The organism is Acinetobacter sp. V110_1, from assembly GCF_031798975.1.
Classification (GTDB): Bacteria; Pseudomonadota; Gammaproteobacteria; order Pseudomonadales; family Moraxellaceae; genus Acinetobacter; species Acinetobacter nosocomialis_A.
In genome coordinates this window covers 1-24,908 of the sequence record NZ_JAVQNN010000013.1, presented here as the reverse complement: position 1 = coordinate 24,908, position 24,908 = coordinate 1, and the positions used below count along the sequence as shown (strand labels likewise).

19 protein-coding genes and 1 tRNA gene are annotated in these 24,908 nt (G+C 39.8%); 11 read left to right on the top strand and 9 right to left on the bottom strand.

Features of this window, described 5'->3' with window-relative positions; all coding sequences use genetic code 11:
* Nucleotides 1-18 precede the first annotated feature (18 nt).
* Nucleotides 19-1,437 (bottom strand): 3-isopropylmalate dehydratase large subunit, encoded by a 1,419-nt coding sequence (gene leuC / locus RMA95_RS02650; protein ID WP_311069518.1) that lies wholly within the window; start codon nt 1,435-1,437, stop codon nt 19-21.
* Nucleotides 1,438-1,674: 237 nt separating this feature from the next.
* Here leuC and RMA95_RS02645 point away from each other — a divergent pair, with 237 nt between their 5' ends.
* The gene (locus RMA95_RS02645) at nt 1,675-1,929 is read left to right on the top strand and encodes a DUF2061 domain-containing protein (protein WP_311069517.1); all 255 of its coding nucleotides are present in this window, start codon (nt 1,675-1,677) and stop codon (nt 1,927-1,929) included.
* Nucleotides 1,930-2,046: 117 nt separating this feature from the next.
* Nucleotides 2,047-2,907: a LysR family transcriptional regulator gene (locus RMA95_RS02640; RefSeq protein ID WP_039250306.1), complete on the top strand. Its 861-nt coding sequence runs from the start codon at nt 2,047-2,049 to the stop codon at nt 2,905-2,907.
* A 5-nt stretch (nt 2,908-2,912) separates the two neighbouring features.
* Here RMA95_RS02640 and RMA95_RS02635 read toward each other — a convergent pair whose 3' ends face one another.
* Complete coding sequence (locus RMA95_RS02635) at nt 2,913-3,149, bottom strand: hypothetical protein (protein ID WP_191012537.1); 237 nt, start codon at nt 3,147-3,149, stop codon at nt 2,913-2,915.
* 95 nt (nt 3,150-3,244) lie between these two features.
* Between RMA95_RS02635 and RMA95_RS02630 the strand changes: the two genes are divergently transcribed.
* Complete coding sequence (locus tag RMA95_RS02630) at nt 3,245-3,841, top strand: hypothetical protein (RefSeq protein WP_311069612.1); 597 nt, start codon at nt 3,245-3,247, stop codon at nt 3,839-3,841.
* A 4-nt stretch (nt 3,842-3,845) separates the two neighbouring features.
* Here RMA95_RS02630 and RMA95_RS02625 read toward each other — a convergent pair whose 3' ends face one another.
* Together RMA95_RS02625 and RMA95_RS02620 are read right to left on the bottom strand one after the other, a co-directional pair.
* A complete protein-coding gene (locus RMA95_RS02625; RefSeq protein ID WP_311069516.1) occupies nt 3,846-5,285 on the bottom strand; it encodes a DUF2252 domain-containing protein in 1,440 nt (479 codons plus the stop codon).
* Nucleotides 5,286-5,437: 152 nt separating this feature from the next.
* Entirely contained in the window at nt 5,438-6,088 is a 651-nt protein-coding gene (locus RMA95_RS02620) for an HAD family phosphatase (RefSeq protein ID WP_032048122.1), read from the bottom strand.
* Nucleotides 6,089-6,271: 183 nt separating this feature from the next.
* Between RMA95_RS02620 and RMA95_RS02615 the strand changes: the two genes are divergently transcribed.
* The 3 genes from RMA95_RS02615 to katG all read left to right on the top strand — a co-directional run bounded on the left by RMA95_RS02615 (nt 6,272) and on the right by katG (nt 11,808).
* A complete protein-coding gene (locus RMA95_RS02615; protein ID WP_019458019.1) occupies nt 6,272-6,757 on the top strand; it encodes an RNA pyrophosphohydrolase in 486 nt (161 codons plus the stop codon).
* Between the two features lie 84 nt (nt 6,758-6,841).
* Nucleotides 6,842-9,136, top strand: a complete 2,295-nt coding sequence (ptsP, locus tag RMA95_RS02610; protein ID WP_263612849.1) for a phosphoenolpyruvate--protein phosphotransferase — start codon at nt 6,842-6,844, stop codon at nt 9,134-9,136.
* Between the two features lie 515 nt (nt 9,137-9,651).
* Entirely contained in the window at nt 9,652-11,808 is a 2,157-nt protein-coding gene (gene katG / locus RMA95_RS02605; protein ID WP_311069515.1) for a catalase/peroxidase HPI, read from the top strand.
* A 68-nt stretch (nt 11,809-11,876) separates the two neighbouring features.
* On the opposite strand, the gene RMA95_RS02600 is transcribed toward katG, so the two are convergent.
* Nucleotides 11,877-12,929 carry an MBL fold metallo-hydrolase gene (locus RMA95_RS02600; RefSeq protein ID WP_263612847.1) on the bottom strand — a complete coding sequence of 351 codons (1,053 nt, stop codon included), beginning with the start codon at nt 12,927-12,929 and terminating at the stop codon, nt 11,877-11,879.
* 712 nt (nt 12,930-13,641) lie between these two features.
* Here RMA95_RS02600 and hcaR point away from each other — a divergent pair.
* Nucleotides 13,642-14,541 carry a DNA-binding transcriptional regulator HcaR gene (hcaR, locus tag RMA95_RS02595; RefSeq protein WP_263612846.1) on the top strand — a complete coding sequence of 300 codons (900 nt, stop codon included), beginning with the start codon at nt 13,642-13,644 and terminating at the stop codon, nt 14,539-14,541.
* Between the two features lie 268 nt (nt 14,542-14,809).
* Complete coding sequence (locus tag RMA95_RS02590; protein ID WP_311069514.1) at nt 14,810-15,487, top strand: DUF1345 domain-containing protein; 678 nt, start codon at nt 14,810-14,812, stop codon at nt 15,485-15,487.
* Nucleotides 15,488-15,540: 53 nt separating this feature from the next.
* Here RMA95_RS02590 and RMA95_RS02585 read toward each other — a convergent pair whose 3' ends face one another.
* The 4 genes from RMA95_RS02585 to RMA95_RS02570 all read right to left on the bottom strand — a co-directional run bounded on the left by RMA95_RS02585 (nt 15,541) and on the right by RMA95_RS02570 (nt 18,564).
* A complete protein-coding gene (locus RMA95_RS02585) occupies nt 15,541-16,146 on the bottom strand; it encodes a glutathione S-transferase family protein (protein ID WP_212511965.1) in 606 nt (201 codons plus the stop codon).
* A 48-nt stretch (nt 16,147-16,194) separates the two neighbouring features.
* Nucleotides 16,195-16,890: a YafY family protein gene (locus RMA95_RS02580; RefSeq protein ID WP_264463736.1), complete on the bottom strand. Its 696-nt coding sequence runs from the start codon at nt 16,888-16,890 to the stop codon at nt 16,195-16,197.
* 70 nt (nt 16,891-16,960) lie between these two features.
* On the bottom strand, nt 16,961-17,635 hold the full coding sequence (locus tag RMA95_RS02575) for an HAD-IA family hydrolase (RefSeq protein WP_311069513.1): 675 nt from the start codon (nt 17,633-17,635) through the stop codon (nt 16,961-16,963).
* Nucleotides 17,632-18,564 (bottom strand): RluA family pseudouridine synthase, encoded by a 933-nt coding sequence (locus tag RMA95_RS02570; RefSeq protein WP_311069512.1) that lies wholly within the window; start codon nt 18,562-18,564, stop codon nt 17,632-17,634. Before RMA95_RS02570 ends, RMA95_RS02575 begins: the two co-directional genes overlap by 4 nt.
* A gap of 722 nt (nt 18,565-19,286) precedes the next feature.
* On the opposite strand from RMA95_RS02570, the gene RMA95_RS02565 reads away from it, so the two are divergent.
* The 3 genes from RMA95_RS02565 to RMA95_RS02555 all read left to right on the top strand — a co-directional run bounded on the left by RMA95_RS02565 (nt 19,287) and on the right by RMA95_RS02555 (nt 24,831).
* Complete coding sequence (locus RMA95_RS02565; RefSeq protein WP_311069511.1) at nt 19,287-22,601, top strand: Rne/Rng family ribonuclease; 3,315 nt, start codon at nt 19,287-19,289, stop codon at nt 22,599-22,601.
* Nucleotides 22,602-22,793: 192 nt separating this feature from the next.
* A complete protein-coding gene (locus RMA95_RS02560; protein ID WP_191010777.1) occupies nt 22,794-24,635 on the top strand; it encodes a long-chain-acyl-CoA synthetase in 1,842 nt (613 codons plus the stop codon).
* Nucleotides 24,636-24,755: 120 nt separating this feature from the next.
* Nucleotides 24,756-24,831: transfer RNA gene (locus RMA95_RS02555), tRNA-Lys, on the top strand.
* Nucleotides 24,832-24,908 lie beyond the last annotated feature (77 nt).

Below are 24,908 nucleotides of genomic sequence, written 5' to 3'. Positions count from 1 at the left end.
GGTTTGCTCCAGACCGAATTAAAATGAACGAACGTCAACAAAATGACCCGCGATTGCAGCAGCAGCTGCCATTGCCGGACTCACCAAGTGAGTACGACCACCATTACCCTGACGACCTTCAAAATTACGATTTGATGTCGATGCACAGTGTTCACCCGGTTGTAACTTGTCTGCGTTCATTGCTAAACACATTGAACAACCCGGTTCACGCCATTCAAAGCCAGCTTCCAAGAAAATTTTATCCAAACCTTCTTTTTCTGCCTGTTGTTTAACCAAACCAGAACCCGGAACAATCATCGCTTGCTTAATGCTAGAAGCCACTTTACGACCTTTAACCACTTCAGCAGCAGCACGAATATCTTCAATACGTGAGTTAGTGCAAGAACCAATAAACACACGATCAAGTTGAATATCACCCAATGCTTGACCTGCATTTAAACCCATATATTGATACGCACGCGTCCAGTCACTACGTTGTACGTCATCTTTGGCTTGCTCTAAGGTTGGTACAGCTTTCGACACTGGAATCACCATCTCAGGTGAAGTACCCCAAGACACTTGTGGCTCGATCTCTGCGCCATTTAATTCAACGACTGCATCAAACACTGCATCTTCATCTGAATGCAAAGTGTCCCAGTAAGCAACTGCTTGTTCCCATTGCTCGCCTTTTGGTGCGTAGCTACGGCCTTTCACATATTCAATAGTTTTGCCATCAACTGCAACCATACCAACACGAGCACCAGCTTCAATCGCCATGTTACATACCGTCATACGCCCTTCAATCGACATATCACGGAAAACTTGACCACCGAACTCAATTGCATAGCCTGTACCACCAGCAGTACCAATTTTAGCAATGATTGCCAACACAACATCTTTTGGTGTTACGCCCTTACCTAAAACGCCATCAACACGAACCAACATATTTTTTGATTTTTTCTGAATCAAACATTGTGTCGCTAAAACGTGTTCAACTTCAGATGTCCCAATACCATGCGCCAAACAACCAAAAGCACCATGAGTTGCTGTATGCGAGTCACCGCATACCACCGTCATGCCCGGCAAAGTTAAGCCTTGTTCAGGACCAACAACATGCACAATACCTTGGCGAATGTCATTAATACCAAATTCAACAATATTAAAAGCCTTACAGTTATCATCTAAGGTTTGAACTTGAATACGAGACGTATCATCTTCAATACCTGCAATGCCCTGATCTCGCTCTTTTTTAGAGGTTGGAACGTTGTGGTCTGGTGTAGCCACGTTTGCGCTTAAACGCCACGGTTGACGACCAGCAAGTTGCAAACCTTCAAATGCTTGTGGACTTGTTACTTCATGCAATAAATGACGGTCGATATAAAGTAAGCACGAACCATCATCACGCTCTGTAACTACGTGGTCATCCCACAATTTGTCATATAAAGTTTTGCCTGCCATGTCGTCTTGCTCCATTGGACTGGGTAATTCTAATCTTTCTTCGATTATAGCCAGAGTTTCACATAAATCTAATTTATCATTTTTATAAATTAGAAAACTTTTAGGAATCATTCCCGTATTTATTAATATCACGCAAAATATATAAATCGGATTTGTTAATGATTATCATTTGCATAATCCATTTTTAATCTTATACTCTCATCTCTATACTAAAAATATCAAATATAGGTAGAGAGAATGATGATGGCTAATATTCAAAAATTCGTTGTAAAAAACCAACGTACATTAAAGAAAACCTTAAGTTACTACATTATGCATATTACGGTAGCAATGCTAGTCGCGTACTTTGTAACAGGTAACATTTGGATGGCTTTAACCTTAAGTATGTTAGAACCAACCGTACAAGCATTTGCATTTTTCTTTCATGAAAAAGTATGGGCAGCAAAAGACCGCCGTATATCAACTTTAGACGAAAAAGAGACAACTGCTTAGGTTAAGATTAATACGCGAAATCACAAGTTTATAGAACGTTTAGCTGCAAGCATGATACGATTTTGGCTTGGCGACTTTAGCCTCTCTCGATTTTTCTATTCCAAGTAGAGTTGTATTATGAATCTTGCAGCCTTTGAAGCTTTTGTAAAAGTTATGGAAACAGGGTCTATCTCTGTGGCTGCAGATCAACTCTTTATTACCCAGCCTGCTGTCACCAAACGTATTCATAGCCTCGAAGAATACTTCGGCGTAAAGCTATTTGAGTCGGCAGGACGTGGGGTTCAAGCCACTCATGCGGCACATTCATTATTACCAAAAGTCAAAAACTGGTTAAATGAACTTAAAGATATTCACCACACACTAAGTCATGAACAAACGCAAATACAAGGCCGTTTAAAAATCGGAACGAGTCATCACATCGGTTTACATCATTTACCTGCCCCACTTAAACACTTTGTTCAACAGTTTCCACAAGTCACTCTAGACGTGCATTTTGTTGATTCTGAACAAGCACACGAACAGGTTCTTGCTGGTGATCTAGAACTTGCATTTTTAACACTTCCACCTTCAGGCGATGAGCGTCTTAACTACATTACCATCTGGAATGACCCTTTAGTTTTTGTAGCTGCCCCATTTCATCCATTGGCTCAGCAAAAGAATTTGACCTTACAAGACTTAATCGAATATCCAAGTTTGCTGCCTGCCGCACAAACTTATACAGCTCAAATCACTTTGGCCGAGTTTGAAAAACAAGGACTTAAACCAAAAATCACCATGAGTAATAACCCGCTTGAGTCTATTCGTATGTTGGTGTCGATTGGTTTAGGTTGGTCAGTACTACCAAAAACGTTGCTGAATCAAGATATGCAACAGCTTGACTTAGATGTCGAGATGAATCGACAGCTAGGTATGGTATGGCATCCTGCACGTACACAATCTAGAGCTATGCAAGAGTTGATTAAAATGATGCAGGAATAACTGTATTAATGACTATATTTTTTAAAAAGGATATAAATCAAAACTGCGAAAGGCAGTAGTAAAAACAGAACTCCCCAACTGAAAAATATAGCAGCAAAAATAATTCCACCAATTGCACTCATAAACAGTAAGGCAATGATATAAATAAATAATTCACCAAAAATAGCGGTAATAAGCTGATCTATAAATTCTTCAAAGAAATTATTTCTGCTTTCATTTTTAGTACGTCTGTTTTTAGCCATGCTATTTTAATTAATAAAGTCATATATTGATCGGAAATGATACTGTAAATATATACCCTTTACTCTACTATCATTACACTTTTCACTTAAGATTCATAATCGTGAAGAATCAATATTCAAAGATAATTAAAATTGGTTTATACGGATTCGTAACTTTAGCTGTCTTAGTTCTAGTTACATTTATCTGGTTTAAGCCGATACGTGTTGTTTTCGCCCATCATCTGTCATTGTTACATTGTGATGGTCATGTCTGTGTAGATAATCCAAAGACAGAGCCTCTTGCAAAGACACTTTATAATCGTGCATTACAAGAAACCCAAGATAAAGTAGGTGCTTTTCATCAACAGCCCACTATGGTTTTTTGCTCAACTCCACAATGTGCAAATACCTTTGGTATGGAAAAAGCAGCCGCGAAAGCAGTTGGTAATTTGGGGTTATTGGTTGCACCGCGTGGCTGGAAAAATTTCTACATCACCCATGAACTTATTCATCACCGACAAGCCGAAGAATGGGGAAATATTGCAATGCTGACTAAACCTAAATGGCTAGTAGAAGGCATGGCTTATAGTTTAAGTGATGATCCACGCCCTACGTTATCGGAGCCCTTTCAACAATGGCGGGCGCAATTCAAGCTTTGGCATCAACAAAACCCTAATCCAAATATTTGGTATACCACTGGCAAAGTTAAGTAATTTATTAAAGCGCATCATCTCCAGCGAGCTGAATCCGACTATCAGCAATTTCATTCATAAATTGCTGATAGTCGTTTAAATTACGCTCTGCATATTCCTCTGCATAGGTTTGCAATACGTCTATAATCGTATCGCCCTCTCCAAGATATCCCATAAGTACATCTGCATTTCCAGATTTTGCATGGGCATGAGCTAAAGCCAAGCCACAATCTTCAGCATACTTATAGAAATACTCCTCATCCATATCATTAAGATTAAAAGAGATTTTCATATCACGTAACTGACGTACATGAAAATGTTGATTCGATATTGAAGAAAATCCAAGAAATATATCACTTGCGGCCTGCATCAGTTGCTGTCCATGTATTACACGTTCACCTTCGTGATTTACTTTTTCTACAAATAACGGACTAAGAATTGATGGATTCGCTTCTTTCATTTGTAAAATTAACGGTTCTCGATCTGCATCTTGAAATAATGCTATGGCTGATCGTGTACCAACACTTCCAATACCAACCACTTTAAAGGCCACATCTGTACATTGATAACGATCAAAAAGTACTTGGCGATCATACTTCAAAGAATCACGGTATTGTTGAAAGAATACATCAACATCTTTACTAAATGGTTCATCTGCACTGGGGTGCCATAATAACGGCAGATCATCTACAAAATGACGCAATCCTGTCCCTTGGTCTTGTTGGGTAAGCTTCGGCAAAACAGAATACACTGTTTTTTTCTGTGCCGAATCAATATCCTTTTCGCTTTTCTTTCTGATTTTTCCGCATTCAGTATTTTCTAATAAGGTAATGGCATCAATCTTTTCATACCAAACTTGTAGGGGTGAAAGTTTCGCATTTTCTAATAAGTGCTGACGGTAACTATTCAGCATTATTTTAATTGCCCTTAAACCCACTTTATCTGCAAGATTAATATCACGTGCTGCAATCACAAAACTGGTTGCTAAACGCTTTACGTCCCATTCAAACGGGGCAACTAAAGTTTCATCAAAATCATTAATTCCAAATAACAGGTTACGTTCTGGACTTGCAAAACCACCAAAATTACTTAAATGACAATCACCACAAATTTGTTGAAATAAACCTGTATTTACCTGCTCCCATGCTTGGTCAAATAGCATCAAAGAAGGCATGCCACGATAAAATGTAAATGGTGAAACACTCATCCTTTTTGCACGAATCGGTTTAAGTTTTTCTAACCGTCCTTGATTACTCCAATCATAGATCGTTAAGGCAGTTGCACCTTGTGGTCGTTCAGAAAGCTTTGACAACTGTTCACGCGGTACTTTTTTACGTTGAGCTTTACCTAATTTAAAGCCTTCACTTTTACTCAGTAATTTCCCCTGATAGCGATGGCGTGTTAAATCAATACTTTGTTCATTCCAAAGTTGTTTTGGTAATTTAATCTGTGGTGTTTTTGACATTAATTACCTCATTTTTAAAATTTCTTTTTATTGAACTTATCAATATTTATTTTGAGATTAGGATTTTCAAGAAATATAAAAAATAATTTAAACCTAATGAATGAAGAGTTGGAAGAGCTTATCTAATACATAGCTCTTCCAACTCAATAATCTTAAATCGACCAGTCCTGAATTTCCCAATTGTGCTCTTGAGCTAACTTTTCAAGACGATCATCAGGATTTACCGCAATCGCATGCGTTGCATATTCAAGTAAAAAACGGTCATTGATTGAATCTGAATACGCCCAAGACTCAGAGACGCTACGTCCAGCTAACCAGTCATCAAGACGTGCAAGTTTACCTTTTTGATAACATGCCAAGCCCGCAACTTTACCCGTATATTTTCCATCAGCCACTTCGGCATTGGTCGCTAAAATTTCAGTAATACCAAATTCACGGAAAATTGGCGCGGTAATAAAATCACTTGTTGCCGTAATACCCACAATGGTATGACCTAAGTCTTGATGTTTCTTAATCGCATCGAAACCTTTAGGGCGCATTTGTGGACGAATCACTTTTTGCATGAATAATTGGTGAAGCTCTGTTAAGTAGCTATTGTCATGCTTTGTTAAGAAACCGAAAACGAATTCATTATAAGCATATGGGTCAAGTTGGCCAGCTTTGTAATCTTCATAAAATTTATCATTCATCTGACGATGATGAACCGGATCAACCAAACCTTCGTTGACTAAAAATTCACCCCACGAGTGGTCTGAATCGGTATTTAACAAGGTATGGTCTAAATCAAACAACGCCAGTTTCATGAAAATTCTCGTTTAAACTGAAATTTAAGAAAAAAAATGTAAATCTATCTCCGCTAGTCGATAGAAATTCGTTAAGATCGTAGCAATTTAAACATTTTACTTTGATCTTTTCGAGCTGGACATAAAAAAGTGTTTGTCCCCGCGATTAAAGTCAACGATATAGATAAATATTTAGGTAGCCAAATGATCGACTCAGAAGGTTTCCGACCCAATGTCGGGATCATTTTGGCAAACGATGATGGACAGGTTTTATGGGCAAAGCGCATTGGTCACAATGCTTGGCAATTTCCACAAGGAGGCATCCAGTTTGGAGAAACACCTGAACAGGCACTTTTTCGAGAACTGAGAGAAGAAATCGGCTTATTGCCCGAACATGTCCAGATTATTGCGCAAACCAAGGGATGGCTGCGTTATCGTTTGCCACATCGGTACATTCGGTCAGACTCTGACCCCGTATGTATCGGACAGAAACAAAAATGGTTTTTACTGAAGTTAACTGCGCCTGCAAAAAATATTCAGTTAAACCTCTCAGACCCGCCCGAATTCGACGAATGGCAGTGGGTTAGCTATTGGTATCCTCTTGGTCAAGTGGTGAACTTCAAGCGTGATGTTTACCGGAAAGCCATGGTGGAGTTGTGTACACAGTTGCCGTTGCAACAATTACCCTAAAAATCATTTATCTAGCAAATGATTTTTATTAAAAGTGCTGTTATAAATACATTCATAGTCTAAAAAATACTGGAGTATACATCCATGTCAAACATGCAACTCGACACTCTAAGACGCATTGTCCAAGAGATTAATGCGTCCGTGAGTTTGCATGAATCGTTAGACATTATGGTCAATCAGGTTGCTGAGGCCATGAAAGTGGATGTTTGCTCTATTTATTTACTCGATGAACGCAACCAGCGTTATGTCTTGATGGCCTCAAAAGGCTTAAATCCAGAATCAGTTGGTCATGTCTCATTGCAGTTAGGTGAAGGCTTGGTCGGTCTGGTTGGGCAACGTGAAGAAATTGTTAACCTTGACAATGCACCAAAGCACGAGCGCTTCTTGTATTTACCTGAAACGGGCGAAGAAATTTATAACTCATTCCTTGGCGTACCTGTCATGTACCGTCGTAAGGTTATGGGCGTTTTAGTTGTCCAAAATAGACTTCCTCAAGACTTTAGCGAAGCAGCCGAGTCCTTTTTAGTTACGCTCTGTGCTCAGCTTTCTGGGGTAATTGCACATGCTCACGCGGTTGGCAATATCGATGTATTTCGTAAGCCAAGCAATGGGCCTGCCTATAAAACCTTCCAAGGTGCTTCAGGTGCAGGCGGTGTTGCTTTAGGTCGCGCTATTATTTTATATCCACCTGCCGATTTGGGTGCAGTGCCTGACCGTGAAGCAGAAGATATTAGCCATGAACTTCGTCTTCTAGATCAAGCGATCTCATCAGTTCGTTCAGAGATTCGTTCTTTAGACGAAAAAATGCATGATTCACTCATGGCAGAAGAACGCGCTTTATTTAGTGTTTTCTTAAGAATGCTAGATGAAAATGCATTACCTGCAGAAATTAAAGATCTGATTCGTGATGGTCATTGGGCGCAAGGTGCTGTACGCCGTGTGATTGAAAAGCACACTGCCCTATTTGCGCAAATGGAAGATGACTATCTTCGCGAACGCGTTTCCGACCTTAAAGATTTAGGACGTCGTATTTTAGCTTCTTTGCAAGAAGAAGATTCAAGCCACCGTGAACTCAGCCCAGACAGTATTTTAATTGGTGAAGAAATTAGTACTGCTGCGCTCGTGGAGTTACCAGTAGATAATATTGCAGCCATTGTAACCTCAGAAGGTGCAGCCAATTCACATATGGTGATCGTGGCGCGTGCATTGGGAATTCCAACAGTGGTTGGTGTAACTGAGTTACCTGTTAACACGCTTGATGATGCAGAAATGATTGTGGATGCGTATCAGGGCCGTGTTTTTGTAAACCCTCCACGTCGTTTACGTCAACGCTATAAAGAAATTCAAAAAGAAGATGAGCAAATCGCAAAAGATCTCAAACAATATGAGACCAAAGAAGCGATTACTCCAGATGGAGTATCAGTTCAACTTTTTGTAAATACAGGTCTCATGATTGATGTTGTTCGCGGCGTACAACGCGGCGCGCAAGGTGTGGGCCTATATCGAAGTGAAATTCCATTCATGTTGCGGGAACGTTTCCCAGGTGAAGAAGAACAACGTGCTATCTATCGTCAACAGTTGAGCCACTTTGCCAATAAACCAGTGGTGATGCGAACTCTCGATATTGGTGCCGATAAAGACTTACCATACTTCAGTATTGAAGAAGAAAACTCGGCGTTAGGATGGCGTGGTATTCGTTTTACGCTCGATCATCCAGAGATTTTCTCGGCACAAATCCGTGCAATGCTCAAAGCCAGTATTGGTTTAAATAACTTGCATATTCTGTTGCCAATGGTGACAACAGTCAGTGAAGTCGAAGAAGTACTTTATTTACTTGAGCGTGACTGGATAGCTGTGCAAGAAGAAGAGCAAGTTAAAATTACTAAACCAAAAATCGGGATTATGGTAGAGGTACCAAGTGTACTACTACAAATTGATGAGTTTGCAGAGCTTGTCGATTTCTTCTCGGTTGGTTCAAATGATTTAACTCAATACTTGCTTGCAGTGGACCGTAATAACCCGCATGTGGCCAGCGTATATTCACACTTCCATCCTTCCATTTTGCGTGCCTTGACTCGACTGGTGAAGGAATGTCACAAGTACCAAAAACCGGTAAGTATTTGTGGTGAGATGGCAGGTGACCCATTATCCGCAATCTTACTGATGGCAATGGGCTTTAATACCCTTTCTATGAGTTCAAGCAACATCTTACGTGTGCGTAAAGCAATTTGTCATGTACCAATGACAGATGCCCAAAAGTTACTTGATGATGTTATGAAAATGAATAACCCGCTTATTGTAAAAAGCTGGCTCGAGTACTACTTTAAAACGCATGGTTTAGCCGATATGGTTAAATCTAACCGTCTTGTAACCGTATAAATACTTTAAAAGGAGAGTTTTAACTCTCCTTTTTTATTGAACTATTTTTTAGATTTTCTCTTTTATTTTCAAATTCACATTTACCGGACTCAACAATTTTACCTCACCGTTAAAATCGGTTTTATCTATTAATATAGCCAATTTAATCCATTTGAAAAATAAATGATCAGATTCTAGTATATTTAAAGAACGAAATTGAAAGATATTGCGATGTTTCAATGATTAAGGAGCTCATGCCATGCATCATTATTTGCAAAAGTCGAACCATTTTCCCACTTGTTTTTTAGCCTTCATGCAGTAAATTGAAGGAATAATAAACAAAGGAAACTCATGTATTGTTGAGTAAAAATGATGAGCTGACATAACAGTGAAAAATTTTAAAACGGTTTATCTCACCACTTGTTCTCTCATTTCTTTATTCGATATGCATCATTTTTTTAACCCAGAAGTCCAGGAAAATGAGCCTTCGGTTCCATTAAGAGCTCAAATAAATATTACCCAGAGAGAATATAATCATGTCAAACGAATCAAAATGTCCTTTTTCAGGTCATAACTCAAAACCGCAAGTCACAGTCGGTGGTGGCACGACTAATTTGCACTGGTGGCCAAATCAATTACGCGTTGACTTGCTCAATCAACACTCGGAACGCTCTAACCCACTTGGTAAAGATTTTAATTACCGCGAAGAATTTAAAAAAATTGACTACTACGCGCTCAAAGCCGATATCAAAAATGTATTAACCGATTCCCAAGATTGGTGGCCAGCCGATTGGGGAAATTACACAGGTTTATTTATTCGTTTAGCATGGCATGCAGCCGGTACTTATCGTATGGGTGATGGCCGTGGTGGTGCGGGTCGTGGTCAACAACGTTTTGCCCCTTTAAATAGCTGGCCTGACAATGCAAGTTTAGATAAAGCACGTCGTTTATTATGGCCAGTTAAACAAAAATACGGTCAAAAAATATCATGGGCAGATTTATTTATTCTTGCCGGAAACATTGCACTTGAGTCTTCTGGCTTCCGTACCTTTGGTTTTGGTGCCGGTCGTGAAGATGTTTGGGAACCAGACAACGATGTAAACTGGGGCGATGAAAAAGAATGGTTAGCTCATCGTAACTCTGAAGCATTGGCAGGCAGTAACCTTGCTGCAACCGAAATGGGTCTAATTTATGTAAACCCTGAAGGTCCAGAAGCCAGTGGTGACCCAAGATCAGCTGCACCGTTTATTCGTGCGACTTTTGGCAACATGGCAATGGATGATGAAGAAATTGTTGCTTTGATTGCAGGTGGTCATACTTTAGGTAAAACCCATGGGGCAGCCTCTGCTGATCATGTTCATGCTGATCCAGAAGGAGCACCAATCGAGCAAATGGGCTTTGGCTGGTCAAATAGCTTTGGTACAGGTGTTGGTAAAGATGCAATTACTTCAGGTTTAGAAGTGATTTGGTCACAAACTCCAACACAATGGAGCAATCACTTCTTTGAAAACCTATTCAAATACGAGTGGGTACAAGAGCGTTCACCTGCTGGTGCAATTCAATGGGTCGCAGCAGATGCTGAGGCAATCATTCCTGATCCTTTCGACCCATCAGTTAAACGTAAGCCAACAATGCTGACTACAGATTTGACCTTACGTTTTGACCCTGAGTTTGAAAAGATCTCTCGTCGCTTCCATGACGACCCTCAAGCGTTTGCAAATGCTTTTGCTCGTGCATGGTTCAAATTAACTCACCGCGATATGGGTCCCAAAGCGCGTTATTTAGGTCCTGAAGTCCCTGCTGAAGATTTAATTTGGCAAGACCCATTACCTGCTGCCAGCGCTATTCCATCTGCTGCAAGCATTGCTGATGCAAAAGCAAAAATCGCTGCGTTAGGATTATCTGCTGGTGAGTTAGTTTCTCTTGGTTGGGCATCAGCATCAACATTCCGTGGTGGAGACAAACGTGGTGGTGCAAACGGTGCACGCATTGCTTTAGCTCCTCAACGTGGTTGGGAAGTCAATAAAAAAGCAGTTGAGACTTTAACTAAAATTGAAGAACTCAAAGCATCAACTCAATTGTCATTGGCTGACTTAATTGTGCTTGCAGGTAACGTTGGTGTAGAGCAAGCTGCTCAAGCGGCAGGTTTTAACGTTAGCGTTCCATTTGCTCCTGGTCGCGTTGATGCATTACAAAGTCAAACTGATATCGAAACTTTCCAATTACTACTCGGCGCTGCTGATGGCTTTAGAAACTGGAAGAAAGAAGGTATTAACACACCAGCTGAAATCTTATTGATTGATAAAGCCCAACAACTGACTTTGACTGCACCAGAATTAACTGCATTAATTGGTGGTTTACGTGTACTGGGCACCAATTGGGATGGATCACAACATGGTGTATTCACTCAGCAAGTTGGTGTACTCAGCACAGATTTCTTTACGAACTTACTCGACATGTCGAATGTATGGGCACCTGTTGATTCAACAAGTGAAGTATTTGAAGGCAAAGACCGTAAGACCGGTGCAGTCAAATTTACTGCAACACGTAATGATTTAGTCTTTGGTTCGAACTCAATCTTACGTGCATTAGCAGAAGTTTATGCTCAAGCCGACGGTAAAGAAAAATTTGTTCAAGACTTTGTTGCAGCATGGACAAAAGTTATGAACCTTGACCGTTTTGACTTAGCTTAATTTTAGTCAAAATAATAAAAAGCCAGTTCAAATTGAACTGGCTTTTTTAATATAAAAATAATAGCGTTTTAGACAGTCAATTTATGCCCTTCTCGAATGCAATAAAAAGGATTAGCAAGTTTTGATGATGCTTTAATCGCTTGAGCTAACGCATGCTCTGGATCTTCCCGATCTTCATCTGTTAACTGAAAGGTTCGATAGTGAATCGCAACAGACCGATGCGCTTGTAAATCTAAATGTGCATGAACTGCATCTTGAGGATTCATATGAACATAGCTCATTAGTTTACGAGGTTCATAAGCTCCGATTGGAAGTAAGGCAACACGTGGTGCGCCATAACGTGCATGTATCTGTTTGAAGTGCCCTGCATAGCCAGTGTCACCAGCAAAAAAACAATGTCCTGTTTTTGCTAAAACCGAAAAGCCGCCCCAAAGTGCTTTATTTTGGTCACGTAAGCCCCGCCCCGAACCGTGTTGAGCAGGTGTATAAACAATTCTTAACTCGTGATAAGGAATTTCCTGCCACCAATCCATTTCAATGACATGGAACTCTTTAGGCAAGTAAAACCCGTTGCCAAGCCCTGTATAAATCGGCATAGCGAATTTTTTATGTAGCCATTCAAGCGTTGCTAAATCCATATGGTCATAATGATTATGGCTCAGTAGAACCCCATGAATGGTTGGCAACTGTTCCAATGCAAATCCCGCTGGACATACACGGCGCGGGCCACGGCCATGCAGTGGACTCGCATAATCACACCAGACTGGGTCAGTAATAAAGTTATATGGTCCAATTTGAATGAGTACAGTGGCGTGACCTACAAACCAAACTTGCCAATCATCTAAGTCTGCATGAGGACGATTCTGCGGTAAAGCAATTGGCGTATTAACACGTACCTCATACTCATTCTGAATATCGACGTTCCATGTATAAGATTCACGAGTCACTAACCAACGCAATAATTCTTTCGATCCTCGTGCAGGCGATCTAGGCTGCTGATTATAAAAACGTGTGTCTTTTTCATGGCCCAATTCAGGATGACAAAAAGGTGGTTTTATCCATGTATGCGTCCAACAGGACTGAGTCGGCAATTGATAAGTTAATGTCGGCTTGTCTTTCATGGGCTTATTCTACGGTTGTAGCATCAGGAGGATGAATCATTCAGTTTTCTATCTTAGCGATTTAAATAAATTAAGCTATGACACTTACACTTATTTATCATATAAATATCCCTTTATTTTGTCGCCGCCGACATACATCAATCTAAAGTGCCACAAAAAAATGTTTAGATGTGTTGAGTTTGTGATTCGTTACTTACAGTTCTTATTAAAAGCTACTGTATAACATAACAATAGTATATAATAGGTAACCTATAACTGAGGGGTGAACTACTTTTATCTTAGTTAATCCATTATTTTTAAAGTTGCTTAAATTTATCAAATTTTATTGAACATAAATAAAATGAGAAAAACTGAAAAAATATAGCAATATAAGCATGATACATTTACTAAAAAAATACTCTAGACACATTTTTTGTTCGAAAAATCAGAGCCTCAAAAATTGAATTAATTATTCTTTTTTCATAATATGAGAAAACTTTAAGTGTTTCCCTAAAACTAATTAAAATTTATTACTTAAATTTAAAATAAATTTGATTGTGAAGGTAGATTAATATATTTTATAAATTAATAATTAAAAAACTTTTCATATTAAATTAATAATGATTTATAAATTTTCATTTATTTTATAAATATCTAAACCACCTTCACGCTATATAGTTTTATGCTTTATACTTTACTTAAATCATAGTAAGACATTTTTTGGATTAGTCTTATGGAATTACGCCATCTTCGATATTTCATCACTGTTGCTGAAGAATTAAATTTTAGTAAGGCCGCTCTCAAACTCTATACTGCTCAACCCTCTCTTAGTCAACAAATTAAAGATTTAGAAGAAGATGTCGGGGTACGACTTTTAAACCGCACAAAACGTAAGGTCGAGTTAACAGAAGAAGGTGAAGTATTTTTAGAGCATGCCCGTTTAACGCTTGCTCAAGCAGATAAAGCAGTAGCAATGGCACGCCAAGTCTCAAAGGCGAAACAGCAATTATTACGTATTGGTTTCGTCCCCATTGCAGAAATGAAAATTTTCCCATATGTACTTCCAAATCTACGCTTACAACATCCTGACCTTACCATCGAGTTATCAAGTTTAAACAATACAGAGCAACTCAAAGCTCTAAAAAGAGGTGAGCTTGATATCACGTTTACCCGTGAAAATACTGAAACTGATGAAATACAAAGCCAATTTGTTTTAACAGAACCTTTAATTTTTTTATTACCAAGAAATCATCCACTCGCCAAATACGAACGTATTCCAGTAAAAGCTCTGCATGGTATTGATTTTATTATTCCTGCTGCTGAACAATCTAACACTCTACACAATACGATTTTGGAATTTACGAAAACCAATGGTATTGACCTCAATATAGTACAAAAGGCCGATAGTATTTTACTCAATATTAATTCTATTGGTTCAGGTCTAGGTTGTACGATTTTACCAGCTTATGTCGCACCACTAGGTGTTTCTAACACTGTAGTTCGTCCTTTAGATGTTGAATTACCATCTTTAGATTTATTTGTTAGCTATCGTAAAAATACAGAGTCTGTAGGTGTTAAAAAGTTTATTGATCAACTCAATAAAGTATTCCATCTCGACAAAAATCTAGATTAAGCACTATCGAGTAAATATATCTTTATTATTAAATAATAAATGGTCTAAAAAATCTAAATTAAAGTATGAAGTAAATTAAATTGAAATTTATTTGATACTTTTTATCGATTAATTAATTTGCAACAAGTTTTCTTATATTTTAGATTATCAATAAATATTAAAATAAAAAAGATAATCTAAGGTATAAAGCATATATAAAACTTAATGTTAAATTAACCAAACAGTAAAAAATAATATATTTACTATAAGCATAAGGAGCGTTGAATAAATGGTAGGACTATTACAGCACTTAGGACGTAGTATACAAAACCGCCCTCACTTCTTTATTGCTTTATTCGTTGGTTTTATTGCCGCGAGTTTACTGACATGGTTCACTTCATGGAAATGGTCTACCATTTTATTGGCAAGCTGGAATGGTGCCATCAGTTTATATTTACTCCATGTTTGGAAACTGATGAAAAGTGCCGATCATTCACAAATGCAACAGCAAGCTAAAAAACAAGACGAAAGTAAATGGGTCATTATGCTCATTGTTTTACTTGCAATTTCTATGTGTCTGGTTGCTATTTTAGTACAGCTATCTCAACTGCCCTCTGACCATTATGCAAAATTAGGACATGTCGCTTTAGCTTTGCTCACCATTGTTTCAGCATGGCTTTTTATGCATACCGTTTTTGCTCTACATTATGCTCACGATTTTTATATGGCTTTGTCCAGAAATGAAGAAAATGGTGGACTAGAGTTTCCGGGAACCAAAAATCCAACGTATCCCGACTTTTTGTATTTTAGTTATATTATTGGTACCTCAGCACAAACAGCAGATGTATCAGTCACCACCAGACATATGCGTTTGCTCAACTTATTTCATATCGTACTCGCATTTGGCTTTAACACGACCATTTTGGCGATTTGTATTAACGTGGCTGCGGGCTTTCTTACAAATTAAAGTCATTTGAAATTAAAAAGTCACCCATTTGGGTGACTTTCAGCAACATAGCTTTACGCCAAATCGCCCATACTGCTTTGCTTTAAGCCTTCGCGTTGTTTGATCGTTTCAACATAACGGGTAATAGCAGGATGTGATTCAATCGCATTCATTTTTAATTGCCATAACAGCATTGCACCGACACTTACATCTGCTGCGGTGAACTGTTCACCACATAAATATGGATTTGCTTCACTTAATCCTTGAACCAAAGCTTGGTAAGCATCGTTGTAATCACCATAACCCACAAACATTTTTTGCTCAGGAGTTACTTGTATTCCTAAAGCTTTATCGACACCAGCTGCTTCCCAAGGGCCTGCCATCATAAATAACCAGCGATAGTACAAACCACGCTTTGGATCATTCAAGGCTGGTGCTAAACCTTTGTCACTAAACTTGTCCGCTAGATATGCACAAATTGCCCCTAACTCATAAATAACGACATCGCCATCTACCAATACAGGTACTTTTCCAAAAGGATTAAGTTTTAAATATTCTGGTGATTTCATCTCAGTTCGGTATGCGACCTCAATACGCTCACATTCAACACCAAGCTCGACTAAAAGCCAGTCGATAACGACACCACGCGATTCTTTGTTAGTATAAAGTTTAAGGCTCATTTTTATGGCTCCTTGTTTATCGTGGTTCTAGTCTACAAGTATCTTTTGTCAGTTTTTGTCAGTAGTCCTTTGCGATTCTTGTGCCCACCACTGCTGGAACAGTTGCTGTTTAAATGATGGATATAACTCTTGGGTTAAACTCAAATGTTGAATACGATCCATTCTAAAATGCCGAAAGTCCTGTCTTAGTTCACACCATGCAGCCAACACAATTTTGTCATTAAAATATCCCAAGGCAAAAGGCCACAACGTTCGAACGCTACTTCGCTGTTGTTCATCATGATAATGCATCGAAATTTTGACTTGCTGCCGAATGGCTAAACGTATCTGTTCGACTTGTTTTTCATTTACAGGTAGCCATGTGTTAAATGCTCTTAAAGTCGTTTGCTGTAATAAATATTGACGATGCTCAGGCAAAACAGAATTTAATTTAGCTAAGATCGATGTAGATGCCGATTGTAAAGATTGATCAGGCACACTCTTCAACCAATACAACGCCAAAAAAATAGCTTCAACTTCATTTTCATTGAGCGTCATTGGTGGCAATACAATGTCTTCTTTAAGCTGAAACCCTAAACCTGCTGATGCATCGATTCTCACACCTTGGGCACGTAGACTATCAATATCACGGTAAATACTACGAACACTAATTCCCATGCGTTCAGCCAAGACTTGGGCAGTCACTGGATAACGGAATTCACGGAGTTGTTGTAAAAGATTTAACAAACGAATAGAACGGCTCATTTTTCTCGTCTTATTGTTATTGGACATACAATAAGAGGGAATAAATTCCCCCTTCTTATATCATTCTAAATTACGCTACATCTGCTTTAGATAACTTTGCGTATTCTCTTAAAAAGTTATACAACTCAGGTACATCTTTAGCAATCGTTAAAGGCTGGAACTGTTGTAGAACTTCAATTGAATGCACACCATAGCCAACACCAATACGAGGCATACCTAAACGCTGTGCCATCTCAAGGTCATAGCTACTATCACCAATCATGACTGCACGCTCGACACTTACTCCAGTTACAGTCAATATTTCTTGTAACATGAGTGGATCTGGTTTTGAACGAGTTTCATTGGCTGCGCGAGTAACATCAAACAAATGAGTACTCTGTGTTTTTGCAATCACACGGTCTAAGCCACGGCGGTTTTTACCTGTCGCTACAGCAAGTTTTAAACCTTGGGCTTTTAAATCATGGAGTAGTTCAGAAATACCATCAAACCATGCATCACTTGTCGAGTTTGCAATATAGTGATCGCCATAGGCTTTTAAAATCGATTCATGTAGCTCTGGCGCTTCCGGAAATAAAGTTTGCATCACTTCCGGTAAACCTAAACCGATAATACTTTTTGCAGCTTCATCAGTCAGAGTTAACTCATGCTGCTCTGCCGCATGCTGTAAACTTGCAACAATCTGACCAACAGAATTATATAAAGTACCATCCCAGTCAAAAATCACTAATTCGGTTTTCAGACTCATTTTGCTACTCTCAAAGCCTCTAATAACTGGGTCATGTCTTCTGGTAAAGGTGCTTCGATAGTCGGATAACCCGGAATATCTAAACGCATGGCATGTAAACACAAACGGCGTGCTTCAGGACCTGCATAAGCAGTGTTGTGTCCATATTTATCATCACCCACCAACGGATGTCCAATACTTAAACCATGTACACGAATTTGATGAGTACGGCCTGATAAAGGTGACGCGTGTACTAACGTGGCATTTCTAAAGCGTTCTGCAACCACCCATTCAGTTTTACTTGGCTTACCTTCTTTAGATACACGTACACGACGCTCGCCATTTGGTAACTCGTAACGAAATAAAGGCGCATCAATAAGTTGTTTATCAAGGCTCACCTGACCTTTTACAATGGCTGCATAGGTCTTACGAATTTTGTGTTCACGCAACATATCTTGTAGCAACTTTAAAGTGCTACGCTTTTTACTAATCATGACCAGACCAGATGTGTCACGGTCAATACGGTGAATCAATTCTAAATATTTTTTACCTGTCGCCGTGCGTAGTGCCTCAATCAAACCATATGCCACACCACTACCACCATGTACGGCAATACCTGATGGCTTATTTACAACTAATAATCCTTCATCTTCGTAAACTACACGGCTTAATAAACTTTGTGCCACACCGTCGCTTACAGGAACAGCATTTTCATCTTTTTGTTCATAGCGAATAGGCGCAACGCGAATCTGGTCCCCAATCGCAAGTTTGGTCTCGGCTTTAATACGCTTTTTATTTACGCGAACCTGACCTTCACGAATCAGACGATAAATTCGACTCTTTGGTACACCCTTCAAACGTGAAAACAGGAAATTATCGATTCGTTGTCCTGCTTGATGCTCATCCACCTCAAACCAAGTGACACTTTGCCATTGCTGTGTAGAATTCATACTAATATTTAAACCTGAAATTTTACGAAATTTGATTAATAAATGACCGATTAGCTTAGTTTTTTCACAAGAAATCTAAGCTTAGCCCATAGGCAGATGCTGCAAGGTTTGATATAGTCAGCGCACGGATACCACCGTAAGTGAACATCTAAAGGGAAATTTCCCTGATTGAAACCTCAATCAAAATGATGCTTTCATCACCAGCTCGGACAGGTCCTAAAGAATTATGCCGACGCCGAAGGCTTATTATATCGGCAAAATGACAAACTGTTGCGTTTAATTCAGTTTGTTCAAAAAAATATGTTACCAACTCTAGTTGGTTATGGAACGTAAACTGATACACATCAGACAAATCGATCCTTAATGTTGCCTTCAGGCTAAAGCGTTGATGCATTGGAACTGCCGAAAGCACCGATACGATGAGCATTCCGTATCAAACTTCCAATAAAGAAGTCACTTCGCGCCCAATGACAGTGAAAGTCATTAACCAATGCACCGCTCACCCGCCAGTGAAGCAAAAGGGAATTCCGATTTAAAGGTTGAAGCAGTATTGCCTACATCACAGACGAGAATCGAAGCTAAGGCTAAATTTAGCCGGTAACAGATGACTCAGACCACAAGTATTTTGAGATCTGGGAAATGATCCGTCATGTTCGATGTTCGTTCAGAACCTTTAAGTTTGTTAGGTTTGTTTGTGTGAGTCACTATTAGGTGTCACACCCATGAAACGTATGTTGATTAATGCAACTCATGCCGAAGAAGTTCGCGTTGCACTTATCACTGGTAATCGTCTTTACGATTTTGATTTAGAGAATCGTACCCGAGAACAGAAAAAATCCAATATCTATAAAGGCCATGTCACCCGCGTAGAACCTTCATTAGAAGCTGTTTTTGTTGAATACGGCGCAGGTCGTCAAGGCTTCTTATCTATGCGTGAAATTGCGAATAGCTATTTTCAGGCAGACCCACGTCAAACTTCAAACATTCGCGAACTTATTACTGAAGGCACAGAGCTTTTAGTTCAGGTTGAAAAAGAAGAACGTGGTAATAAAGGTGCAGCCCTTTCTACTTTTATTTCTCTTGCAGGCCGTTATTTAGTTCTTATGCCAAACAACCCGAAAGGTGGTGGTATTAGCCGTCAAATTTCAGGTTCAGTGCGTGAAGAGTTAAAAGAAATCTTGGCATCGTTAAATGTACCTCGTGGTATGAGCGTTATTGTACGTACCGCTGGTATTGGCCGTACTCAAGAAGAATTACAGCTCGATTTACAACACTTGCTTGACCTTTGGGCACAAATTCAAAGTACAGCAAGTTCAGGCCCTTCTCCGATGCTTGTTCATCAGGAAGCTGGCGTTGTAACACGTGCGATTCGTGATTACTTACGTGATGACGTTGCTGAAATCTTAATTGATAGCGAACAAGCTTATAACGAAGCGTATAACTTTGTTAAAGCAGTCATGCCACGTCAATTAGATAAATTAAAAACTTATACTTTAAACGAGCCATTGTTCGCTCATTTTGGTATTGAAAGCCAAATTCAAACTGCTTACGAGCGTGAAGTAAAACTTCCTTCTGGCGGTTCAATCGTCATTGACCAGACTGAAGCTTTAGTTTCAATCGATATTAACTCTGCGAAATCAACTCGCGGACATGATGTTGAAGAAACTGCACTGAACACAAACCTTGAAGCAGCAGAAGAAATTGCTCGTCAACTTCGTCTTCGTGACATTGGCGGCTTAGTTGTCATCGACTTCATCGATATGACTAAAGAACGCAACCAACGTATGGTTGAAGCAAAACTGCGTGAAGCAACCCAAAGCGATCGTGCCCGCATCCAGTTCGGACAGTTGTCTCGTTTTGGTTTAATGGAAATGAGCCGTCAACGCTTACGTCCATCCCTTGAAGAAGCAACAGGTTATGTATGCCCTCGCTGTCATGGTACAGGCATGGTTCGTGACTTACGTTCGCTTTCTCTTTCAATCATGCGTAAAGTTGAAGAGATTGCTCTTCGTGAACGTCATGGTGAAGTTCAAGTTGAAGTTCCAGTTGAAATTGCAGCCTTCTTACTTAATGAAAAGCGCCATAGTCTGGTGTATTTAGAGCAAACTTCTGGTGTTCGCGTCACTGTATTACCTCACCCACACTTAGAAACTCCACATTACGAAATTGCTTATAACCCAGATGGTTTTGCTCCATCTAGTTATGAACGTACTGAAGCAACTCGTTCGAGTGAGAAAGAGTTAGGTTATGAGTCTTCTGAATGGCATTTAGAAGAAGCAGATCATGGCCATGCTCATGTAACAGCTCCTGCTTCAAAAAATGGTTCTGCTCAGAAAAAGACAAGCCATGCAACTCAACCTGTAGCACAACAGCCTGCAGCTCAAAAAGCGGCAAGTCCTTGTGCATGGTTAGAAAACTTATTTGTTCAAAAACAAGCACAAACTGTTGATCAATCTCGTTCAGCACAAAATGCAGCTGCTGCGATTGAGCAAATGGTAAATACTGGTGCTGTTAGCCGTGGTCAGTTCGGTCAAGTAGCCGTACCTGCTGTTGCAGAAGTTGCACCAGTTCAAACAAATAACGCTTATATTTCACAGTCACCTGTGAAACAAGAAGTTCGTGAACATGTTGAAAAAGATGATAAATCTCAACAACAACGTCAGAACAACAAAAAGCGTAAACACAAAGAGCAACGTGAACAACATCATCAAGCTCATGAACAACAACACCAAGTTCATGAAGAAGTGGTTCAGTTGTCACGCCAAGAGCAACGTGAGTTAAAGCGTCAGCAAAAACGTCAACAACAGCAAGATCAGCAACATCAAAATAATGATGTACAACAAACTGAAAATGTTGTTCCACGTCGTGATCGCAATAATCAACAACGTCCAAACCGTCCAAATCGCCACCGCGATCCAAGCGTATTAAATGAAAATCAAAATACGCCGGCACCAGTTGTTGTTGATGAAAAACAAATTAAAGTTGATGTGATTGATGCGCCTAAGCAGGATGTCATGAACACTGCTTTAATTATCAATGTTGATCAAGGTCAAAGCGAAATTGTTGCGCTTACACCTGAACGTCAAGTTGAACATGTTGAGTCTGCTCCTGTAGAAGTTGCTCCAGAGCCAACACCAGCTCCTGCTGTAGAAGAGAAAGCTGTTGTTGCTGAAGCAAAAAATGAAGCTCAGCCAACTGAACAAGCTGCTCAGCCACAAATCCAACGTGCTAGCAATGACCCTCGTATGCGTCGTCGTCAGCAACGTGAGGCTAAACAAGCTAAAGCTGCTGTTCCATCTATTGCGCCATCGCAAATTCCAACTTTGGCACAATACACAATTGGTAGCTTAATTCGTCATGTATATGGTGAAGACTGCACCGTATTGATTGAACAATTTGGTTTAGTACCAACCTTTAATCGTGCATTGCAGAAGTTTGCAGAACAGTACGCAAGTACGTTAGTAGTTGAAGTAACTTCTGAAACAGAAGAGAAAAAACCGGTAACTCGTGATGCAGAACTTCCAAGCCATAAACCAGCTGAAGAAGCAGAACCAGCACCAGTGCTTCCGCTTACTCCATCGCAAGCACCGACTCCACGTGTTGCAAATGACCCACGTGAACGTCGCCGTTTAGCAAAATTAGCTGCGGAGCAAGCATTTGAGCAAGTGAAACAACAACACTCTACTCAAGAAGAAGTAGCTACCCCTGCTCCTGTAGTAGAAGAAACTGTTGTTGCTCCTGTTGCTGAAACACAATCGCCTGTTGAATCAAAGCAACAACCGCTTGAGCTTGATCAAGTAACTGAGGTGGCAACTAGCGTAGAAGAAGCACCAGTTGAAGCTGTAGTAGAAGCTCCAATTGCGAAACAGCCAAAAGCAGCGGCAAAAGCTAAAGCAGCTCAAGAACAAGCTGCTGAGTCAACTGAAGCTCCGACAGAGAGTGAATCAGAAGATTCTAAAGCTGATAAGGACAAACCAAGTCGTCCTCGTCGTCCTCGTGGCCGTCCACCAAAAAAAGCTAATCCTGTAGCTGAGTAAGCCATTTGCTCAATTGCAGCTAATTTAAACAAACCTAGTCATTTCGATGACTAGGTTTTTTTTGTTATTTTTAACCAATTAGGTTGATTGCACTAGAAGAAAAGTTTTAAAAGCATGGTGAACCATGAAAACTATTGGACTTTTTGCCCACACAACCTTTTTTGGATTGATCGAAAAATAAATAGGATTGATATGAGCCAGACAACACAGACCGATATCATTACGCTTGGTGATGTTGCCACAAGACTTCCTAGCTTCATTCCCAAAGTACCCCATATCCTAAATGGTCTTAAACAGGCTTATTTAAGAACATCACATACTCCAACAGGTTTGGGTATTGCTTTTGAAAAAGCTGTTAAACGGAATCCGAAAGGCACAGCATTATTATTTGAAGATCAAAGTTATTCTTATGAAGCTTTAAATGAATGGGCAAACCAGATTTCCCATTACTACCTTTCCCTCGGAGCGCGTAAAGGGGACGTCATTGCTGTAATGATTGAAAACCGCTCTGAGCTAATCGCAACAATTGTTGGTTTAGCTAAAATTGGGGTGACCATTGCACTTGTGAATACATCTCAAGTCGGTAAAGTTCTCGCTCATAGCATCAATCTAGTAAAACCGATTGCCGTTATTGCTGGTGAAGAAGTTCGAGCGGCTATTGATGAAATTCGCCAAGACTTAAATGTGCCTAAAGACCGTTTCCATTGGTTCGCAGATCAAGCAACTCGTCAAAACTCAGGTACAGCACCTCAAGGTTATGCGAATCTAGCTGAACAAATTGATCAATTTCCAAAATTCAACCCATCGACTACTCGTTCTGTGACGGGTAATGATGGTCTGTTCTATATCTACACCTCTGGTACAACAGGTTTACCAAAGGCTGTTATTTTCAAGCATAGTCGCTGGACATTAGCGTATGGCACTTATGGCCACATCTTAAACTTAGGCCCAGATGACGTTATGTACGTCACCTTACCACTTTACCATGCAACAGGTGTGGTGGTTTGCTGGTGTGGTGTCATCGCAGGAAGTGCAACACTTGCAATTCGACGTAAATATTCGACCAGCGCATTCTGGAAAGACGTTCAAAAATTTAATGCGTCTGCAATTGGTTATGTTGGCGAACTTTGCCGCTACTTAATGGATGCTCCAGTTACCGAACTTGACCGTAACCACCGTGTCACCAAAATGATCGGTAACGGCATGCGCCCAAACATTTGGGACAAGTTCAAACAACGTTTCGGCGTTAAAGAAGTTCTTGAGCTTTATGCATCGAGCGAAGGTAACGTTGGGTTTAGCAATATTTTCAACTTTGACAATACGGTTGGCTTCTCTCCTACACCATATGCCATTGTTCAGTTCGATAAAGAAAAAAATGAGCCTATCCGTGACAAAAACGGCTGGTGTCAAAAAGTTAAAGCTGGTGAAGTTGGCTTACTAGTTGGAAAAATTACTAGCCGCTCTCCATTTGACGGTTATACAGACCCTGAAAAGAACAAATCTGTAATTTGGAAAGATGTTTTCAAAAAAGGCGACTCTTATTTCAACACAGGTGATTTAGTTCGAGATATTGGTTTCCGTCATGCTCAGTTTGTGGACCGTCTAGGCGACACTTTCCGCTGGAAAGGTGAAAACGTATCCACAACTGAAGTGGAAAACATGGTATGCGAATACGAAAAAATTGCTGAAGCTGTCGTTTATGGTGTAGAAATTCCAAATACCAATGGTCGTGCTGGTATGGCAGCCATCACGCTGGCAGATGGTGAAGAGTTAAATGACGCAGATTTAACCGAAATGGTGTCTGTCTTTAAGAAGTGCTTGCCTGCTTATGCCGTACCGGTGTTTTTACGTGTACAAAAAAAGGTCGAAACAACAGGTACTTTTAAATATCAGAAGAATAAACTGAAAGAAGATGCGTTTAATCCGAGCAAAACTTCTGAGCGTTTACTCGCTTTATTGCCTGGTGCAAACAGTTATTGCGATATCACAACTGAAATTTTTGACAACATTCAGGCATATAAATACCGTTTTTAGTTCATTTTTTAGCTAAACAAGAGGAAATCGTGCTTTTTATAGGCAATCATGCAAATGTTTTTAAATTTCCTCTTGTGTTAGTTGAATAACTTGCTAAAATACGCGACATCAAAACGATACGGGTCGTTAGCTCAGTTGGTAGAGCAGCGGACTTTTAATCCGTTGGTCCCGCGTTCGAGTCGCGGACGACCCACCACTTATCTGTTTTGAACCTATTTGGGTCGTTAGCTCAGTTGGTAGAGCAGCGGACTTTTAATCCGTTGGTCCCGCGTT